Genomic DNA, 16,531 nt, shown 5'->3' on the forward strand with positions numbered 1-16,531 from the left:
TATAACCCTGGTGTATAGTCCGGGCCCATGAGCGTTCCCCTTGCGCTGCTCGGCCTGCTGGAGCGCGAGCCCAGCCACGGTTACGACCTCAAGCGCGACTACGACACCTACTTCGGCCAGGGCAAGGCGCTGCCGTTCGGGCAGGTGTACTCCACGCTCGGCCGGCTGGCCAGGGACGGCAAGGTCACGGCGGGCCTGAGCGAGCCGGGCGACGGGCCCGACCGCAAGCGCTACGCGATCACCCCTGTCGGCCGGCGGGAGGTCGAGGAGTGGCTGTCGGAGCCGGTCGCGGCCGAGCCGTACCTGCAGACGGTGCTGTTCACGAAGGTCGTGCTGGCGCTCATGCTCGGGCGCGACGCGGCGGCCTACCTCGACCTGCAGCGGGCCACGCACCTGCGGCGCATGCGGGAGTTCACCCAGATCAAGCGCACCGGCTCGCTGACCGACGCGCTGCTCGCCGACCACGGCATGTTCCACCTGGAGGCCGACCTGCGCTGGATCGACGTCACCCAGGCGCGGCTCGGGGCCCTGGCCGCCATGGTGCGCGAGTCATGATCATCGAAGCGCGCAAGCTCAGCCGCTCGTACGGGAACACCCCGGCGCTGCGCGAGGCCGACCTGGCCGTGGAGGCCGGGGAGATCCTGGCCGTCATGGGGCCGAGCGGCTCGGGCAAGTCGACGCTGCTGCACTGCCTGGCCGGGATCTTCACCCCCGACAGCGGCGAGGTGTGGTTCGGCGGGCGGCGCCTGGACACGATGAGCGACGCCAGGCGCACGAAGCTGCGGCGCACCGCGTTCGGGTTCGTCTTCCAGTTCGGGCAGCTGGTGCCCGAGCTGACCGTGGCCGACAACGTCGCCCTGCCGCTGCTGCTCGGCCGGGTCAGGCGCCGGGAAGCCTACGCGCGGGCGGCCGGCTGGCTGGAGCGGCTGGGGCTGGCGGAGCTGGGCGGCCGGCGTACCGGGCAGCTGTCCGGCGGCCAGGCGCAGCGGGTGGCCATCGCCCGCGCGCTGGTGCTCGGGCCCCGGGTGCTGTTCGCCGACGAGCCGACCGGCGCGCTCGACTCGCTCACCGGCGAGCACGTCATGGAGCTGCTGGTCGGCCTGGCCCGCGAGGAGGGCACGACGGTGATCGTGGTGACCCACGACGCCCGCGTGGCCGCCTTCGCCGACCGGGAGGTCATCGTCCGCGACGGCCAGGTCACCGACCCCTTCGCCGATCAGGCCGTACGATGATCGCTCTTGGCCTGCGCCTGTCGCTGCGCGGCGGCGGGGAGGCGGCGGCCAGGCTCGCGCTGATCGTGGCGGGGGTGGCGGCCGGCGTCACCGTGCTGCTGGTCACGCTCTCGCTCTTCAACGCCTTCCAGGCCACCTCCGCCCGCCCCTGCTGGGAGTGCGCCACCGGCACCGCCCCCAGCGGGTGGGTCCTCGACGCCACCGCCGACGGCGCGCTGTGGAACTACCGCGAGGACTACTACGCCGGTCAGAGCATCAAGCGCCTGGACGCCGCCGCGCTCGGGCCGCGCGCGCCGGTCGTGCCCGGTCTGGCGCGCATGCCCGCCCCCGGCCAGTACTACGCCTCCCCCACCTTGGCCAGGCTGCTGGCCTCGGTGCCGCCCGAGCAGCTGGGCGACCGCTTCCCCGGCACGCTCGCGGGCACCGTCGGCCGGGCCGCCCTGTCGGGCCCCGACGAGCTGACCGTCGTGGTGGGACGCACGCCGCTGGAGGTCGCCGCCATCGCGGGGACGCGGCAGGTGGACACGGTGGAGACCGGCACCGGCTACGACGACTTCGGCGACATCTACCGGTTCGGTTTCGCCGTCGCGGCCGTCGGGCTGTTCGTGCCGCTGCTCGTGCTCGTCGGCGCCGCCACCCGGCTGGCCGCCGCCCGCCGCGAGGCGCGCTTCGCCGCGATCCGGCTCGTCGGCGCCACGTCCCGCCAGATCAGCGTGATCGCCGCGGTGGACGCGGCGATCGGCGCGTTCCTGGGCGCGCTGCTCGGTGTCGCGCTGTTCCCGCTGGTACGCCCGGCCGTGGCGGACGTGCGCGTCACCGGCGCCCGCTTCTTCCCCGACCTGGTGGCCCCCGCGACCTGGCAGTACGCGGCCGTGCTCGTCTGCGTGCCGCTCCTGGCCGGGTGCAGCGCTCTGTGGTCGCTGCGCCGGGTACGGGTCTCGCCGCTCGGCACCGTCAAGAAGGCCGCGCCCCGGCCGCCTCGGGTCTGGCGGGTGATCCCGCTGCTGGCCGGGCTCGGGCTGTTCGCCGGGCCGGTGTTCCGTGGCGACGGTCACAAGCTCGACGAAGGGGTGGCCGTGGCGGCGCTCGCGCTGGTCATGGCCGGGCTGGTGCTGGCCGGTCCATGGCTGACGATGCTGGGGGCGCGGCTCGCGGCCCGCGTGACCAGGGGCGCGGCCACGCTGCTCGCCTCGCAGCGGCTGGCGGCCGATCCTCGGGGCGCCTTCCGCTCGGTGAGCGGGCTCGTGCTGGCGGTCTTCCTGGGCACGGCGATCTCGGGCATCGTGCCGGCCATCGTCTCCGGGCAGCAGGCCGTGGCGGGCGGGGCGCTGACCGGCGTGCTGCGTGCCCCGCTGGGTCTCGGCGGACTGCCGCCGCGCGAGGGGGCCGAGCTGCTCGACCGGCTGCCCCCGTCCCCGGGGGTCGGCGTGCTGCCCGTCTACGCGCTGGCGGAGCCGGCCGAGAACCACGTGATCAGCCCCGAAGGGCCGCCGCCGACGACGGCCGTCGAGTGCGCGGAGCTGGCCCGCTTTCCCGTGCTCGGGACGTGCCCGGCGGGCGCGCGGGCCGTCATGGGCAACTTCGAGCGGGTGATGGGGCTCGACAACCCGCTCACCATCGACCGGATCCTGCCCCTCTCCGGCCCCTCCAGCCGGTCCGTCTCCACCACCACCGGCCTCAGCCTCGCGGCCGTCCTGGTCCGCCTCGACGCCGCCCCCTCCGGCACCGGGCACGGCGCCGAGGCGGGCGGCGCGGGGACGGACGCCGGACGTACCGACGCGGACGGAGCGGACGGAGTGGACATAGCGGACGACGCGGCGACCTTGGAGCGGGTGCGGACGTTGCTGGCGCGGTACGGCGCCGACGCGCCGATGACCTTCGCCGAGGTCGCCCAGACCAGGGCGACGCTGTTCACCCAGGTCGAGAACATCGCGCTGGGCATGGTCGCGCTGACCCTGCTGACCGGCGGGTGCAGTCTCGTCGTGGCGGTCGGCGGCGGGCTGATGGAGCGCAGGCAGCCGTTCACCCTGCTGCGACTGGCGGGCACGCCCGCCCGCACCCTGGCCTCGGTGGTGCTGCTGGAGTCGGCGCTGCCGCTGGTCCTGGCCGCCGCCGTCGCCGCCGCGGCCGGTTTCGGCGTGGCGGGCCCGCTGATCGACGGGCTCGCGATGAAGAGCGCCTCGCCGGCGCTGCCCGGCCCCGTCTACTTCGCCACCGCCGGCGCGGGACTGGCCGCGTCGCTGCTGGTCATCCTCATGGCGCTGCCGTTGCTGCGGCACATGACCGCGCCCGACAACGCGCGTTTCGAATAGGAGAGCCCCCATGAAGCTCAGATCCTGGCCGGCCGCTCTGGCGGCCCTGGCCTTGGTCACGACCGTCACGGTGGCGGTCCCGGGTACGCCGGCCGCCTCGGCCCCTGACGGGCCCGCTACCGGGGACCAGGGCCGGCCCGCCATCGCGGAGCAGGACCGGCCGGCCGACGGGAGCTACGCGGCCGAGATCCGGCGCACCGAGTACGGCATCCCGCACATCTCCGCCAAGGACCACGGCGGGCTCGGCTTCGGCTACGGCTACGCGTTCGCCCAGGACAACCTGTGCGTCCTGGCCTCGTGGGTGACGACGCTGCGGGGCGAGCGCTCGCAGTTCTTCGGCCCCGAGGCGGAGTCGGACGACCCGGTCCGCCCGGTGGCGAACCTCACCAGCGACATCTACTTCAAGAGCGTCGCCGACTCGGGCGTCGTACCGAGGCTGCTGGCCAGGCCGGCGCCGGTCGGCCCCACCGACGACATGCGCCGGCTCGTGGCCGGTTACGCCGCCGGCTACAACAAGTACCTGCGGGACACCGGGGTGGCGAACCTGCCCGACCCCACCTGCCGGGGCCGGGCGTGGGTGCGTCCCATCACCGCCACCGACGTCTGGCACAACCTCCTCGACCTCAACCGCCTGGCCGGCGGCTCCGGCCTCAAGGAGGCCGTCGCCGGAGACGGAGAGGCCGAGCCGGACGGGCCGGCCCCCGGCAGCAATGCCTGGGCGCTGGGTCGCCAGGCCACGCGAGACGGCCACGGCATGCTGCTGGCCGACCCGCACTTCCCGTGGAACGGCATCCGCCGCTTCTACCAGGTGCAGCTCACCATCCCCGGCGTGCTCGACGTGGCGGGCGCCAGCCTGTACGGCACCCCGGTCGTCCAGATCGGCCACAACGCGCACGTCGCCTGGGCGCACACCGTCTCCCACGCCCACCGCTTCAGCGTCTACCGGCTGAAGCTGGCCGGCGGGCGCGGCGGCTACCTGGTGGACGGAAAGACCGAGCCGATGGGGCGTCAGGAGGTCGAGGTGCGGCTGAACGACGGCGGCATCGTCACCCGTACCCTCCCCACCTCCCGTTACGGCCCGGTGCTGGCCGCCGGTCGGAGCGACGAGTACGCCTACGCGCTGGCCGACGTCAACGCCGCCAACCTGCGCTCGGCGGACACGTGGCTGGCGATGGCCAAGGCGCGCGACCTCAAGGAGCTGCGTGCCGCCCAGGACACCTACCAGGGGCTGCCGTTCGTCTACACGCTGGCCACCGACGTCGCCGGCACGACCACGTTCGCCGACGCCTCGGTCGTCCCCCACGTGACCGACGCCATGGCGCGCCGCTGCGTCGTGCCATCGCCCGACCCGTCGCTGGAGGCGTACGTGCTGGACGGCACCACCTCGGCGTGCCTGTGGGGCAACGACGGCGACGCCGTCGTGCCCGGCATCTTCGGGCCGGGCAGCCAGCCCCGGCTGACCAGGGCCGACTACGTCGCCAACAGCAACAACACCCCCTGGATGACGAACCCGTCGGTGCCGCTGACCGGTTACGACGAGGTGTGGGGCAAGGTCCGCACCGACGTCGAGCCGCGGCCCCGGGTGAGCCTGGACATGATCGCCCGGCGGCTGTCGGGCTCCGACGGGCTCGGCCCGCGCGGCTTCACCCTGGACACTTTGAGCGCCACCGTCCGCTCGAAGCGCAACCACACGTTCGAGCTGCTGCGTCAGGACCTGGCGGCACTGTGCCGGGCCCATCCCGTGATGAGCACGGCCGCCGGCGAGCGGGTCGACGTGCGCGCGGCCTGCCGGACGCTGACGGCCTGGGACGGGCGCGCCACCCTGGACGGCGAAGGGGCGATCCTGTGGCGCGAGTTCTACACCGGGATGGAGCGCCCGGCGAAGCCGGGTGAACCCGTGTGGCGCTGGTGGCGGGTGCCGTTCGATCCCGATCATCCGCTCACCACGCCGCGCGGGCTCAAGCGGGACGCCCCCGAGGTGCGGCAGGCCCTGGCCGAGGCGGTGAAGTCGTTCGAGGACGGCGGCATGCCGCTCACCCTCACCCCGGGTCAGGCCCAGCGTTACGGCGCGAACCCGATCCCCGGCTGCACCGAGGGCGAGGGCTGCTTCGACCGGGTACGCATGCGCGGCAGGCTCGCCGGCGGGCGCTATCCGGACGTGGACACTGGCTCCAGCTTCATGATGGCCGTCGAGCTCACCCCTGACGGTCCGAGGACGCGCACGATCCTCACCTACTCGTTGTCCGCGAACCCGTCCTCGCCGCACCACACCGACCAGACGGCCCTGTTCGCGCGCGACGGGTGGGTGACGGAACGTTTCACCGAGGCCGAGATCAAGGCGGATCCGCGGCTGCGCGTCACCACCGTGCGGGGGTGAGAGAAGCGCCCGGCGGCGAGTGAAGGCACGACGTTCAAGGTCGCGATCTCGCGGATGAACGCCGGCCATCCGCCAATTCGCGATTAACCGCGTAGTTAAGGGGACGCCGAATGGCGTGAGGGGCTCCCGGCAAGGCGTCGCCGAGGCCCGCGGCTAATGGCGAAGAAAGGAAGTCAGCCGAAACTCGTGGCCCGCGGGCGGGGTCCCGGCCGAATCAACGCGACCGAATCGGGGCGGCCGGTTGAACGCGGTGCGCGGGGCGGGACCCCGGACGCTCGCTCAGTGGGCCGCCTCGTACTGCTCCACGACCGTGGAGGCGATCCGGCCGCGCTCGCTCACCGGCAGCCCCTGCGCCTTGGCCCACCGCCTGATCTCGGTCGACTTCTCCCTGCTGACGGCCCTGGAGGAGACGGCGCCCGCACGGCGGCCGCGCGCGCCCCTGTCGGCGCGGACGGCACGCGCCTTGGTGATGAAGGGGGCCAGGGCCCGCTCCAGCTTCTCCCGGTTGGATCCGGACAGGTCGATCTCGTAGTTGGTGCCGTCGAGGGAGAACCTTGTGGTGCCTTCGGCATCACTGCCGTCGATGTCATCGAGAAAGGACTCAACAATACGCTTCGCCATAAGGGTGCTCCAATTTACGTCACGGTTGCACGTACTGTAGCCACCTTCAGCAGATCACGCACCTCTCGGGGGCGCCTTCGCGGTAAAAAGGCACGAGTGCGCCGCGGCGTTCGGGCATGAAAGGCACTTGCCCAAAGGCGTCCGCGTCTGTACGGGTCCGGCATGACATCACCGTGTTGAAGGGCAATTCAAAGACCGTTCCGGCCGCCGTCTCCGTCAGCCCCGCGCCCGTACTCGTGCCGGTAGTCGTGCCCGCAGTCGTATCGGCAGTCGCGGCTCTACTCGCGAGGGTGCTCGCGGCGGTAATGGTAGCGGTGCGACGTCGTGAAGCCGAGCCCTTCGTAGAGCGCGCGGGCCGGGTGGTTGTCCTCCTCGACCTGGAGATAGAGGCAGGGCGCGCCCCGCTCCTGCGACCACCGGGCGAGCTCCGCCATGACGGCCCTGGCCACGCCCTCGCGCCGGCGGCCTGGATGGGTGGCCATGCAGAACACGCCCGTCCACCCGTCGTCCATGACCGCCAGCCCCAGACCGGCCCCGTTGCCGGCGACCAGCAGCACCGTCTCGGGCTCGATGCGCCCGATGACCGGCATGCTGCCGGCGTCACCGGTCACGGCCTCGAACAACGCGGCCCAGCGATCCCGATCGAAGACCCGCTCGACCCCGCTGTCCCCGTTCTTGGCGGCGGCGGTCAGGACGGTCTCGGCGTCCGCGGTCATGACGAGCGTCTCGCCGGTCTTGGCATATCCGCGGGCGGCCAGGGCCGCGTCCAGCTCCGTGTGCTGTTCCGCCGGGCTGACCTGGACGATCGCGGGCAGACAGCGGTCGGCGTAGAAGGTCTCCACCGCGGCGAGGGGCGGGGACGCGGTCACGAGCGGGAGCGCCGAGTTGGAGCGCTTGCGGTGGACGCCGGGCGTGTGGCGCAGGAGCCAGCCGTCACGTTCCTCCGCGTGCCCTGCGGGCCAGGCCGCGACGGCGCGCCGCTCGATCTGCCGGGCCCGCGAGCCCGCGCACAGCCGGACCAGCTCGGGCACCATCCACTTGAGCAGGTCCTCGTCGGCGGGGTCCGAGGGGGCGTACTCGGTGATGCCGAGCCCGACGATCTCGTGCCGGGCGGCCAGGTCGGCGACGGCCGCGATCAGGGCCTCAGGGCTCAGGCCGTCGGGTTCGGGATAGCCGACGGAGGCGAAGCCGTCGAGGACGTCGAGATCGACGTGGACGTAGACGAGCGCGTCGTCGGCGACTCTGGCCGGGCCGCCGATGTCCGCCAGCCGGATGTAGTCGGCCTCGGCCGGGTCCAGCGCCCGCGTTCCCACGAGGGCGAGCCGGTCGGGGCGCAGCGTGGGCGAGGGAACCAGGTCCGGCGGGCCCTCCCCCAGCAGCGTACGGACGATCATGCCGTGGAAGGCGCCCGACGGGGAGGACTCCGGCGAGTTCAGGTCGCCGTGGGCGTCGAACCACACGACGTGCAGCCGGTCGCCGTGTCGGCGCAGCGCGGCGGCGACCGGTTCCAGCTCGACGCCGCAGTCGCCGCCGACCGTGACGGTGAAGCCCGCGGCGGGCAGCGCGCGCCGGACTCTCGCGGCGGTCTCGGCCAGGGTGGCGCCCGTCTCGACCCGGACGTGCGCGTCGGCCGGGACCATCGCCGCCAGCCGGGCCGCGCCTTCGACCAGCCTCGGCGCCGTGGGCGAGAGCGAGCCTTGCCACTGGGGCACCTCGACGACAGTTCGCATCACGTTTCTCCTCGCCTCGATCTCCGATGATGACCCCGGGTGCTGATTTCGGGTGGTGCGGCGACAGTCTCGCGTGGTCGAATCGGCAACGTCCACTTAGTAATCGTGAGCCGATCTATAAGGATCGCTTGATGTTGGATCCCACCAGACTCCGCCTGCTACGCGAGTTCGCCGAGCACGGCACGATGACGGCCGTGGGCGAGGTCTGCGGAATGACCTCCTCGGCCGTCTCCCAGCAACTGGCCACGCTCGAACGCGAGGCCGGGGTGCCGCTGTTCGAGCGTTCCGGGCGCCGGGTCCGGCTCACGGCGGAAGGACGGCGTCTCGTACGGCACGCGCACATCGTCCTCAACGCCCTGGACGCGGCGGAGGAGGATCTCCGCTCGGCCACGACTCCGCGCGGACCCGTCCGCGTGGCGTGTTTCGCCACGGCCGCCGTGCACCGCCTGCTGCCCGCGATGGCCGTGGCCAGGACCCGCCATCCGGGCCTGCGGGTCATCCTGTCCGAGCTCGAACCCCGCGAGACCGTCGAGGCGCTCCGCCGTGGCGCCTGCGACCTCGGGATCTCCTTCACCTACAACCTGATCCCCGAGGACCTGCCGCCGGGGATCTCCCGCTGGTTCGTGGGCGCCGAGCCGATCCTGCTCGCCCTCCCCGCGACCCATCCGGCCGCAGCGGACCTGGGCGCGGTGGATCTGGGCACGCTGCGCGGTGACCCGTGGATCGCGGGATCTCGGGGCACCACCGACCATGTGCTGCTCGGGCGGGCCTGTGCCATGGCGGGCTTCCATCCGGACGTCATCCACACCGCCGACGACTACGCGCTGGTCCTGCGCATGGTGCGCGAGGGCCTGGGCGTCGGACTGGCGCCCGAACTGGTCGCCTCCGTGGTCGGCGTGCCTGACGGCGTGGTGCTCCGGCCGATCTCCACGGTCGAGATCACCCGGACCACGTACGCGCTGGTCCGCACCGTGACGCCGGCCGTCGCCGCCGTGCTCGACCTGCTCGGCGCCCACCCCGAGGCTCAGGTGGTGGGCAGGCGATAGACGGAGACGTGGGAGCGTGACTCGGCGGTGAACTCGGCGCCGGTCCAGTCGGCGTGCCTGCTCTCCAGCTCGAACCCGGCCAGTTGAGCCATGAGGTCGAGCTCGGCCGGCCAGATGTAGCGGTGCGGGCTGCGGAAGAGCTCGGCCCGCCCGCTGTCGTCGAACCTGAAGTGGTGGGAGACGACATGCTGGCGCAGCACGTCGACGGTGTCGAGGCCGATGTACCCCGGCTCGGACGCGAACACGACCGCCTGCTGGCCAGGGGGCAGCTTGCGCAGGTCGGGCACCCAGAGCTCGATCACGAAGCGTCCGCCCGGCGCGAGATGACGGGCGGCGTTGCGGAAGCACTCGACCTGTTCGGCCTGGGTGAGCAGGTTGGAGATCGTGTTGTAGACGAGGTAGACGAGCGTGTAGTCGCCCGGCACCACGACGGTCGCCATGTCGCCCTCGACCACGGGGATGACGGCCTCGCCCACCTTGGTCCGCAGTTGCGCGATCATCGCGGGCGCCAGTTCGACGCCGGTGACGGGCACGCCGCGCTCGGCCAGCGGCACTGCCACCCGTCCTGTGCCGATGGCGAACTCCAGCGCTCGCCCGCCCTCCGCGAGCTCGGCCAGGCGGTCCACGGCGGGGCCGAGCACCTCTGGCGCGAACATGCCGGTGCCCGGCGTGTCGTAGCCCTTGGCGACGTCGTCGTTCCAGATCTCCTGCTGTCGCATCCGCTCACCATGGTCATCCGGGTGCGCGATGTCCACCGAATTTCTCCGGCCGGGCGCTGGCCGGGGTGGACGGCGTACGGAGAGCAGGCGGGGGCGGGCGGCTGACGGCGGGCGGCTGACGGCGGGCGGCTGACGGCGGGCGGGCGTCTGACGGCGGGCGGACCGCCGTGGACAGTCGTGGGCTCAGCCGAACTCTTCGACGTACTCCTCAGGCGGCCCGAGCTCCGCCCGATCGCGCAGTTCGAGGACGTCGCCGGGCCGTTCGAGTTCGAGCACGGTCACGACGTTGTCCCCTTCGCGCAGCAGCGGCGCGGGGCAGTACAGCGTGACCTGGGGGCCGATGTCCCAGTAACGGCCGAGCAGGAACCCGTTGACCCAGACCAGCCCGCGGCCCGATCCCGGCAGGGCGAGGAAGGTGTCGGCGGGCGTCTCGACGCGCACGATCGCCTCGGAGAACCCGGCGCCGACCGGCGCGCCGCCTGCGAATTCCCCGACAACCGCAGAATCGCCGGCGATGGTCGCGGCGTCGGAGCCTGTCGCACTGACGCTACCGGCTGAGGTCGCGGTGGCGAGGTCGGTGGTGGTCCACTCCTGGAGGGCGATCGGCCTGCTCTCCCAGCCCTGCACGATCCGCCGGTCGACGAGCACCGGCCCGAGCAGCCCCTTGTGCCGGCCGAGACCGGGCCCGTAGTTCACCCGGCCGAGGCTCTCGGCCAGGACCTCCAGCCGTACGACGGCCCCGCTCCCGCGTACGGACAGCTCCGGCAGGCCGGGACCGGCCACGCCCAGGAACGCGCCGTCGCAGAAGACCATGGCCCGGTCGCGCACGTCGGTGAGCGTGAGCCGGTGCTCGCCTTCGGGGATGCGCGGGTGCGCGGTGTGCAGGACCATTCCGGCGTCGAGTCCGAGCCGTTCGAACGAGGCCGGTCGCGGCTCGACCGTGGCGGGCGCGGGCAGGGCGAGCAGGCCGGGCAGCAGTCCGGCGCGGCGGACGAGCGGCACCCGCGCCGGCGGCAGCACCGGCAACCGTTCGGGCACCCGCAGCGGCCCCCGGGCGCCGAGGGCCGCGCGCATGGCGTGGAACTTGGGCGTGAGACTGCCGTCCTCGGCCACCGGCGCGTCGGAGTCGTAGCTGGTCACGGTGGGCTGCAGCCGGCCCTCGTGCTCGTTGGCGCCGGCCCAGAGCCCGAAGTTGGTGCCGCCGTGGGCCATGTAGACGCTCACGCTGCCGCCGTCGGCGATGATCCCTTCGAGCGTGCGCACGGCGCTGTCCACCCCGCGCACGTGATGCTGTTCGCCCCAGTGGTCGAACCAGCCGTTCCAGAACTCGGCGACGACGAACGGCTCGTCCGGCCGCCGCGCCGCCTGCAGCCGCCGGGCGGCGGCGGGTTTGGAGCCCAGGGTGACGGCGGCCAGGGTGCCGGGCAGGGTGCCGCCGTCCAGCATCAGCTCGGTCGGGCCGTCGGCGGTGAACAGCAGCTCCCCGATGCCGCGCGAGGTCAGCGCCTCGCGGTTCCAGCGCAGGTACGCCTGGTCGTCGCCGTAGCTGCCGAACTCGTTCTCGACCTGCACCGCCACGATCGGCCCGCCCGCGCCGGCCTGGAGGGCGGCCAGGCGCGGGATCAGCTCGTCGAACCAGCGGCCGACGGCGGCGGTGAACGCGGGGTCGGAGCTGCGCAGGGCGACGTCGCGGGCGGTGAGCCAGCTCGGCAGGCCGCCGTTCGACCATTCGGCGCAGATGTACGGCCCCGGCCGCACGACGACGTCGAGCCCCTCCTCCCCCACCAGGCGGATGAACCGTTCGACGTCACGCCAGCCGTCGAAGCGGGGCGCCTCGTCCTCGCGGGGCTGGTGGAAGTTCCACGCGACGTAGGTGTCGATCGTGTTGAGCCCGAGGTCGGCCAGGCGGCGGATGCGGTCCCGCCAGAGCTCGGGGTGGACGCGGAAGTAGTGCAACCCTCCGGACAGGATGCGGTGGGGCACGCCGTGCCGGCGCAGGCGGCCTCCGGACCAGGTGAGCGCGCTCGTCGCCGTTCCGGCAGACGCCTCAGACGCCGTGAACGCCGCGGAGGCCGTGGGTGCCGCGGAGCCCGTAGGTGCCGCGGAGGTCGTGGGGTTTCGCGTCGCAGGGAGCTCGATCACGAGGGGAGACCCTATGTTATCGATGCCATATGTAACAAGCGCGGTAGGATCCCCTTGATGAAGCCGCGAGAGAGGAGCGCCGTGACCAAAGCCACCGAGCGGCCGACGAGGCAGCCCAGCATGGCTGACGTGGCCAGGACCGCCGGGGTGTCGGCGCAGACGGTCTCGCGCGCCCTGCGCGATTCCCCCAACGTCAACCCGGAGACCAGGAAACGCGTGCTGGCCGCCGTGGAGCAGCTGGGCTACCGCTTCAACAACGCCGCGAGGGTGCTGTCCTCCGGCCGCAGCCACACGATCGGGCTCGTGCTGCTGCAGTCCGGCGGCTACTACTCGCGCTCGGCGGTCACCGCCGGCGTCGAGGCGGCCGCGGGCGAGGCGGGCTACGCGGTGAGCATCGCGACCATCGCCAGGCTCGACACCGGCCTGATGGAGCGCTCCCTGTCCAAGCTGGCCGACCAGGGCGTCGACGGCATCGTCATCGCCGTGCCGCTCATCTCCGTGACCCAGAAGATGGAGGACATCACCCGCGACATCCCCACGGTCACGCTCGACGGCTCACGTACGGCCAGCGCCAGGGTGCTCGGGATCGACCAGAAGGAGGCGGGCCGCCTGGCCACCCAGCACCTGCTCGACCTGGGCCACCGCCAGGTGTGGCACGTCGCGGGCCCCGACGAGTGGATCGAGGCCCGCCAGCGGCGCCAGGGCTGGCAGGAGTGCCTGGCCGCGGCCGGCGTCACGGCGCCGCCCCCGCTGGAGGGCGACTGGTCGCCCGACTCCGGCTACCGGCAGGGGCAGGTGCTGGCGATGATCCCCGACGTGACCGCCGTCTTCGCCGCCAGCGACGAGATGGCCTTCGGCGTGATCCGCGCCCTGCGCGAGCGCGGCAGGAGCGTGCCGGAGGACGTGTCCATCGTCAGCGTGGACGACATCGAGCTGGCCGCCTACTGCTCGCCGCCGCTGACCACCGTGCGGCAGGACTTCTACCGTTCCGGCGAGGCGGCCGTCGCCCTGCTGCTGCGCGAGGACGGGGCGGAGTCGGAGGAATCCCTGGTCACGGCCACCCTGTCCGTACGCGCGTCCACGGCGCCGCCGCGCGCCTCCTGACCCCCGGGTGAGCGGCACTTGCGGAAGTGCCACTTGCGCCATCCATGTTATCGATGCCACTGTAACAACGTCCGGCTCCGGACTCGTTCCTCCGTCCCCAGTCAGGTGGGCTGAGTGCCCACGGAAGGATCCCAGAACCATGAGGAGATCACTCGTCCTCGCGACCGCCGCGGTCGCGACGCTCGGACTGCTCACCGGCTGCGCGGCCGAGGGGGACGGCTCGGACGCCGGCGGCAAGACGACCCTCGACGTCGCCGCCCTCGAAGGCGGCTACGGCCGCGACATGTACGCCCAGGTCATCCAGGCCTATGAGAGCGCCCACCCGAACGTGGACGTGCAACTGCAGATCTCGAAGAGCATCGAGGACGAGATCTCGCCGAACATGAAGGCCGGGCGCTTCCCCGACGTGGTGGTGCTGGGCCAGGGCCGCAAGGCCGCGCTCACCGAGACCCTGATCAAGGACAAGGCGCTCGAAGACCTCACGCCCGTGCTCCAGGCGAAGGTGCCGGGCGAGGACAAGACCGTCGGCGACAAGCTGATCGACGGCATCGTGGGCAACCTCAACACCAACCCGTACGGCGACGGCAAGACGTACACGATGCCGATGTACTACGCGCCGACCGGCCTGTTCTACAACAAGGGCCTGTTCGAGAAGAAGGGCTGGAAGGTCCCGGCCACCTGGGACGAGATGTTCGCGCTCGGCGAGACGGCCAAGAAGGACAAGATCTCGCTGTTCACCTACCCGACCGCGGGCTACCTCGACTCCTACTTCTTCGCGCTGCTGGCCGACGTCGGCGGGGAGCAGTTCTACACCGACGTCATGACGTACAAGCAGGGCGTGTGGCAGACGCCGCAGGCCAAGCAGGTGCTCGACCTCACCACCCGGCTGCTGAAGTACGCCGCGCCGACCACGGTCGGCTACGCCAACGAGCAGGACTTCACCAAGAACCAGCAGTCCATCCTGGACGACAAGGCCCTGTTCATGCCGAACGGCACCTGGATCGTCGGCGAGATGGCCGACGCCCCGCGCGCCGACGGCTTCGCCTGGGGCCTGACGCCGCTGCCGGCGGTCACCGAGGGCGGCAAGCGCTACATCACCACCTCGGTCGAGTCGGTCTGGGTGCCCGCCGCGGCCAAGAACAAGGACGCGGCCAAGGAGTTCGTCGCCTACCTCTACTCCGACGCGGCGGCCGCGATCTTCGCCAAGTCGAACGCGATCCAGCCGATCGACGGCATCGTGAACAGCCTGTCCGGGGAGAACGCCGAGTTCTACAAGGTCTACGAGGACCCCTCGGTCTCCGCGCTCGTCGGCGGCTTCGCCGGCACCGCGCCCGTCGAGGGCGTCGACATCAAGGGCACGCTCTTCGACACCGCCAACAGCATCATCAGCGGCGACAAGACTCAGGAGCAGTGGCAGGCCGCGCTGAACGACGCCAGCGAGAAGCTGCGCCAGGCGGGTAACTGAGGTGGCCGGTCCCGCGGTTCGCAGGCGGGGCAGCGGCCTGTTCGTGCTCGCCTGCCTCCTGCCCGCGCTCGTGCTGTTCGTGCTGTTCATGATCGTCCCGACCGTGAACGTGTTCCGGATGTCGTTCTACACGTGGAGCGGCTTCTCCCCGGACATGCGCTTCGTGGGGCTCGACAACTTCGTCCGCCTGCTCGACGACACCCAGTTCGTGCGGGCGTTCCAGAACACCGTGGCGCTGCTGGTCGTCGTGACCGTCGTGACGATGGGCCTGGGCCTGTTCCTGGCGGCGATCATGACGCGGCAGCGGCTGCGGGGCCGGACTTTCTACCGGTTCGTCCTCTACGTCCCGAGCGTGCTGTCCGTGGTCGTGATCGCGGCGATCTTCTCGGCCCTCTTCGACCAGGAGAACGGCCTGATCAACGGCACCCTGCGGCTGTTGTCGCTGGACGGCCTGCGGCAGGTCTGGCTCGGCGACCAGGACATCGTGCTCTGGTCGCTGGCCATCGCCATGGTCTGGCAGTCGCTCGGCTACTAGATGGTGCTCTACATGTCCGGCATGGCGAGCATCCCCGAGGAGGTCTACGAGGCGTCGGCGCTCGACGGCGCCTCGGCCGGCCGCCAGTTCTTCGCCATCACGCTGCCGCTCATCTGGCAGAACCTGCGCACGACGCTGACGTTCTTCGTGATGAGCGCGGTCAACCTCAGCTTCGTCCTCGTCCGCGCGATGACCGGCGGCGGGCCTGACGGCTCCTCCGAGGTGCTGCTGAGCTACATGTACAAGCAGGCGTACACGAACTCGTCGTACGGCTACGGCATGGCCATCGGCGTCGTCATCTTCGCCTTCTCGTTCCTCGTGTCGCTGCTGGTGAGCCGCGCGACGCGGCGCGAACCCCTTCAGTTCTGAGGACACATGACCACTTTCACCAAGGCCAGGACGGGCCGCGCGCTCACCTACGTCCTCGTCACGGCGATCGCGCTGGCCATCGCGGTGCCGGTCGCCTGGGTGCTGTTCGCCTCGGTCAAGCGCAAGGGCGAGTTCTACGGCAGCCCGTGGGCGCTGCCCGAGGGCCTGCACCTGCAGAACTACGTCGACGCGTTCGTGGGCGCCCGCATGGGCCAGTACTTCTTCACCTCGCTGCTGGTCACCGTGCTCGGGCTGGTGTTCGTCGTGGCGGTGTCGGTGCCGGCCGCGTACGTCATCGCCCGCTACGAGTTCCGCGGCCGGAGCCTGGTCGAGGTCGCGCTGCTGGCGGGGCTGTTCGTCAACGTCAACTACATCGTGGTGCCGATCTTCCTCATGCTCGTCGACTGGGACCGCGCGCTCGTGGACCTCCTGCCCGGCGGCTTCTTCATCGACAACCCCGGGGTCCTGTCGCTCGTGTACGCGGCCACGTCGATCCCGTTCAGCATCTACCTGCTGACCGCGTACTTCCGCTCGATCCCCGCCGACTACGAGGAGGCGGCGGCCCTGGACGGGGCCTCGCGCTTCCAGGTCATGACCAGGGTCATGCTGCCGATGGCGCGGCCGGCGCTCACGACCGTGATCCTGTTCAACTTCCTGGCCTACTGGAACGACTTCATCATCGCGCTCACCCTGCTGCCGGGCGAGGGCAAGACGCTGCAGGTCGGGCTGCTCAACCTGATGACCGCGCAGAAGGCGGCGGCCGACTACGGGCGCCTGTACGCCGGCATGGTCATCGTCATCGTCCCCGTCCTCATCCTGTACGCGCTCATCCAGCGCCGGCTCATCGAGGGCATGGCCGCCGGCGGCGTGAAGGGCTAG

14 protein-coding genes are annotated in these 16,531 nt (G+C 71.8%); 10 read left to right on the forward strand and 4 right to left on the reverse strand.

All coding sequences use genetic code 11. The features are described from left to right. Window positions 1-27 precede the first annotated feature (27 nt). The 4 genes from ABFX54_RS16875 to ABFX54_RS16890 are packed head-to-tail and all read left to right on the forward strand — an operon-like array spanning window position 28 to window position 5,921. Window positions 28-555 carry a PadR family transcriptional regulator gene (locus ABFX54_RS16875; protein ID WP_346105821.1) on the forward strand — a complete coding sequence of 176 codons (528 nt, stop codon included), beginning with the start codon at window positions 28-30 and terminating at the stop codon, window positions 553-555. After that, window positions 552-1,232, forward strand: coding sequence for an ABC transporter ATP-binding protein (locus ABFX54_RS16880; RefSeq protein ID WP_346105822.1), 681 nt, complete (start codon window positions 552-554; stop codon window positions 1,230-1,232). The genes ABFX54_RS16875 and ABFX54_RS16880 overlap by 4 nt, the downstream gene beginning before the upstream one ends. Beyond that, on the forward strand, window positions 1,229-3,544 hold the full coding sequence (locus tag ABFX54_RS16885) for an FtsX-like permease family protein (RefSeq protein ID WP_346105824.1): 2,316 nt from the start codon (window positions 1,229-1,231) through the stop codon (window positions 3,542-3,544). The genes ABFX54_RS16880 and ABFX54_RS16885 overlap by 4 nt, the downstream gene beginning before the upstream one ends. Window positions 3,545-3,554: 10 nt before the next feature. Further along, window positions 3,555-5,921, forward strand: coding sequence for a penicillin acylase family protein (locus ABFX54_RS16890; RefSeq protein ID WP_346105826.1), 2,367 nt, complete (start codon window positions 3,555-3,557; stop codon window positions 5,919-5,921). Between the two features lie 279 nt (window positions 5,922-6,200). Here the strand turns inward: ABFX54_RS16890 and ABFX54_RS16895 are convergent, their stop codons facing one another. After that, on the reverse strand, window positions 6,201-6,542 hold the full coding sequence (locus ABFX54_RS16895) for a histone-like nucleoid-structuring protein Lsr2 (protein WP_106238642.1): 342 nt from the start codon (window positions 6,540-6,542) through the stop codon (window positions 6,201-6,203). Between the two features lie 278 nt (window positions 6,543-6,820). Next, window positions 6,821-8,272, reverse strand: a complete 1,452-nt coding sequence (locus ABFX54_RS16900) for a GNAT family N-acetyltransferase (RefSeq protein WP_346105827.1) — start codon at window positions 8,270-8,272, stop codon at window positions 6,821-6,823. A 131-nt stretch (window positions 8,273-8,403) separates the two neighbouring features. Between ABFX54_RS16900 and ABFX54_RS16905 the strand changes: the two genes are divergently transcribed. Continuing rightward, entirely contained in the window at window positions 8,404-9,318 is a 915-nt protein-coding gene (locus ABFX54_RS16905; protein WP_346105828.1) for a LysR family transcriptional regulator, read from the forward strand. Here the strand turns inward: ABFX54_RS16905 and ABFX54_RS16910 are convergent. Together ABFX54_RS16910 and ABFX54_RS16915 are read right to left on the reverse strand one after the other, a co-directional pair. Continuing rightward, a complete protein-coding gene (locus ABFX54_RS16910) occupies window positions 9,297-10,037 on the reverse strand; it encodes a class I SAM-dependent methyltransferase (protein WP_346105829.1) in 741 nt (246 codons plus the stop codon). The genes ABFX54_RS16905 and ABFX54_RS16910 overlap by 22 nt on opposite strands. A gap of 183 nt (window positions 10,038-10,220) precedes the next feature. Continuing rightward, the gene (locus ABFX54_RS16915; protein WP_346105831.1) at window positions 10,221-12,179 is read right to left on the reverse strand and encodes a glycoside hydrolase family 35 protein; all 1,959 of its coding nucleotides are present in this window, start codon (window positions 12,177-12,179) and stop codon (window positions 10,221-10,223) included. Window positions 12,180-12,260: 81 nt separating this feature from the next. Between ABFX54_RS16915 and ABFX54_RS16920 the strand changes: the two genes are divergently transcribed. From ABFX54_RS16920 to ABFX54_RS16940, 5 genes are all read left to right on the forward strand, one after another. Continuing rightward, the gene (locus ABFX54_RS16920; protein WP_346105832.1) at window positions 12,261-13,283 is read left to right on the forward strand and encodes a LacI family DNA-binding transcriptional regulator; all 1,023 of its coding nucleotides are present in this window, start codon (window positions 12,261-12,263) and stop codon (window positions 13,281-13,283) included. A 139-nt stretch (window positions 13,284-13,422) separates the two neighbouring features. Further along, the gene (locus ABFX54_RS16925) at window positions 13,423-14,748 is read left to right on the forward strand and encodes a carbohydrate ABC transporter substrate-binding protein (protein ID WP_346105834.1); all 1,326 of its coding nucleotides are present in this window, start codon (window positions 13,423-13,425) and stop codon (window positions 14,746-14,748) included. 1 nt (window position 14,749) lies between these two features. Next, on the forward strand, window positions 14,750-15,283 hold the full coding sequence (locus ABFX54_RS16930; protein WP_346105836.1) for a carbohydrate ABC transporter permease: 534 nt from the start codon (window positions 14,750-14,752) through the stop codon (window positions 15,281-15,283). Between the two features lie 12 nt (window positions 15,284-15,295). Further along, entirely contained in the window at window positions 15,296-15,652 is a 357-nt protein-coding gene (locus ABFX54_RS16935; RefSeq protein WP_346105837.1) for a carbohydrate ABC transporter permease, read from the forward strand. A gap of 6 nt (window positions 15,653-15,658) precedes the next feature. Further along, window positions 15,659-16,531, forward strand: a complete 873-nt coding sequence (locus ABFX54_RS16940) for a carbohydrate ABC transporter permease (RefSeq protein WP_346105839.1) — start codon at window positions 15,659-15,661, stop codon at window positions 16,529-16,531.

The sequence above is a fragment of the Nonomuraea maheshkhaliensis genome, assembly GCF_039529435.1.
Lineage (GTDB): Bacteria > Actinomycetota > Actinomycetes > Streptosporangiales > Streptosporangiaceae > Nonomuraea > Nonomuraea maheshkhaliensis.

Bases quoted from the DNA above. Each gene is read 5' to 3' on its own strand.
- ABFX54_RS16875 (WP_346105821.1), top strand. From the start codon at position 28: ATGAGCGTTCCCCTTGCGCTGCTCGGCCTGCTGGAGCGCGAGCCCAGC.
- ABFX54_RS16880 (WP_346105822.1), top strand. From the start codon at position 552: ATGATCATCGAAGCGCGCAAGCTCAGCCGCTCGTACGGGAACACCCCG.
- ABFX54_RS16885 (WP_346105824.1), top strand. From the start codon at position 1,229: ATGATCGCTCTTGGCCTGCGCCTGTCGCTGCGCGGCGGCGGGGAGGCG.
- ABFX54_RS16890 (WP_346105826.1), top strand. From the start codon at position 3,555: ATGAAGCTCAGATCCTGGCCGGCCGCTCTGGCGGCCCTGGCCTTGGTC.
- ABFX54_RS16895 (WP_106238642.1), bottom strand. From the start codon at position 6,542: ATGGCGAAGCGTATTGTTGAGTCCTTTCTCGATGACATCGACGGCAGT.
- ABFX54_RS16900 (WP_346105827.1), bottom strand. From the start codon at position 8,272: ATGCGAACTGTCGTCGAGGTGCCCCAGTGGCAAGGCTCGCTCTCGCCC.
- ABFX54_RS16905 (WP_346105828.1), top strand. From the start codon at position 8,404: ATGTTGGATCCCACCAGACTCCGCCTGCTACGCGAGTTCGCCGAGCAC.
- ABFX54_RS16910 (WP_346105829.1), bottom strand. From the start codon at position 10,037: ATGCGACAGCAGGAGATCTGGAACGACGACGTCGCCAAGGGCTACGAC.
- ABFX54_RS16925 (WP_346105834.1), top strand. From the start codon at position 13,423: ATGAGGAGATCACTCGTCCTCGCGACCGCCGCGGTCGCGACGCTCGGA.
- ABFX54_RS16935 (WP_346105837.1), top strand. From the start codon at position 15,296: ATGTCCGGCATGGCGAGCATCCCCGAGGAGGTCTACGAGGCGTCGGCG.
- ABFX54_RS16940 (WP_346105839.1), top strand. From the start codon at position 15,659: ATGACCACTTTCACCAAGGCCAGGACGGGCCGCGCGCTCACCTACGTC.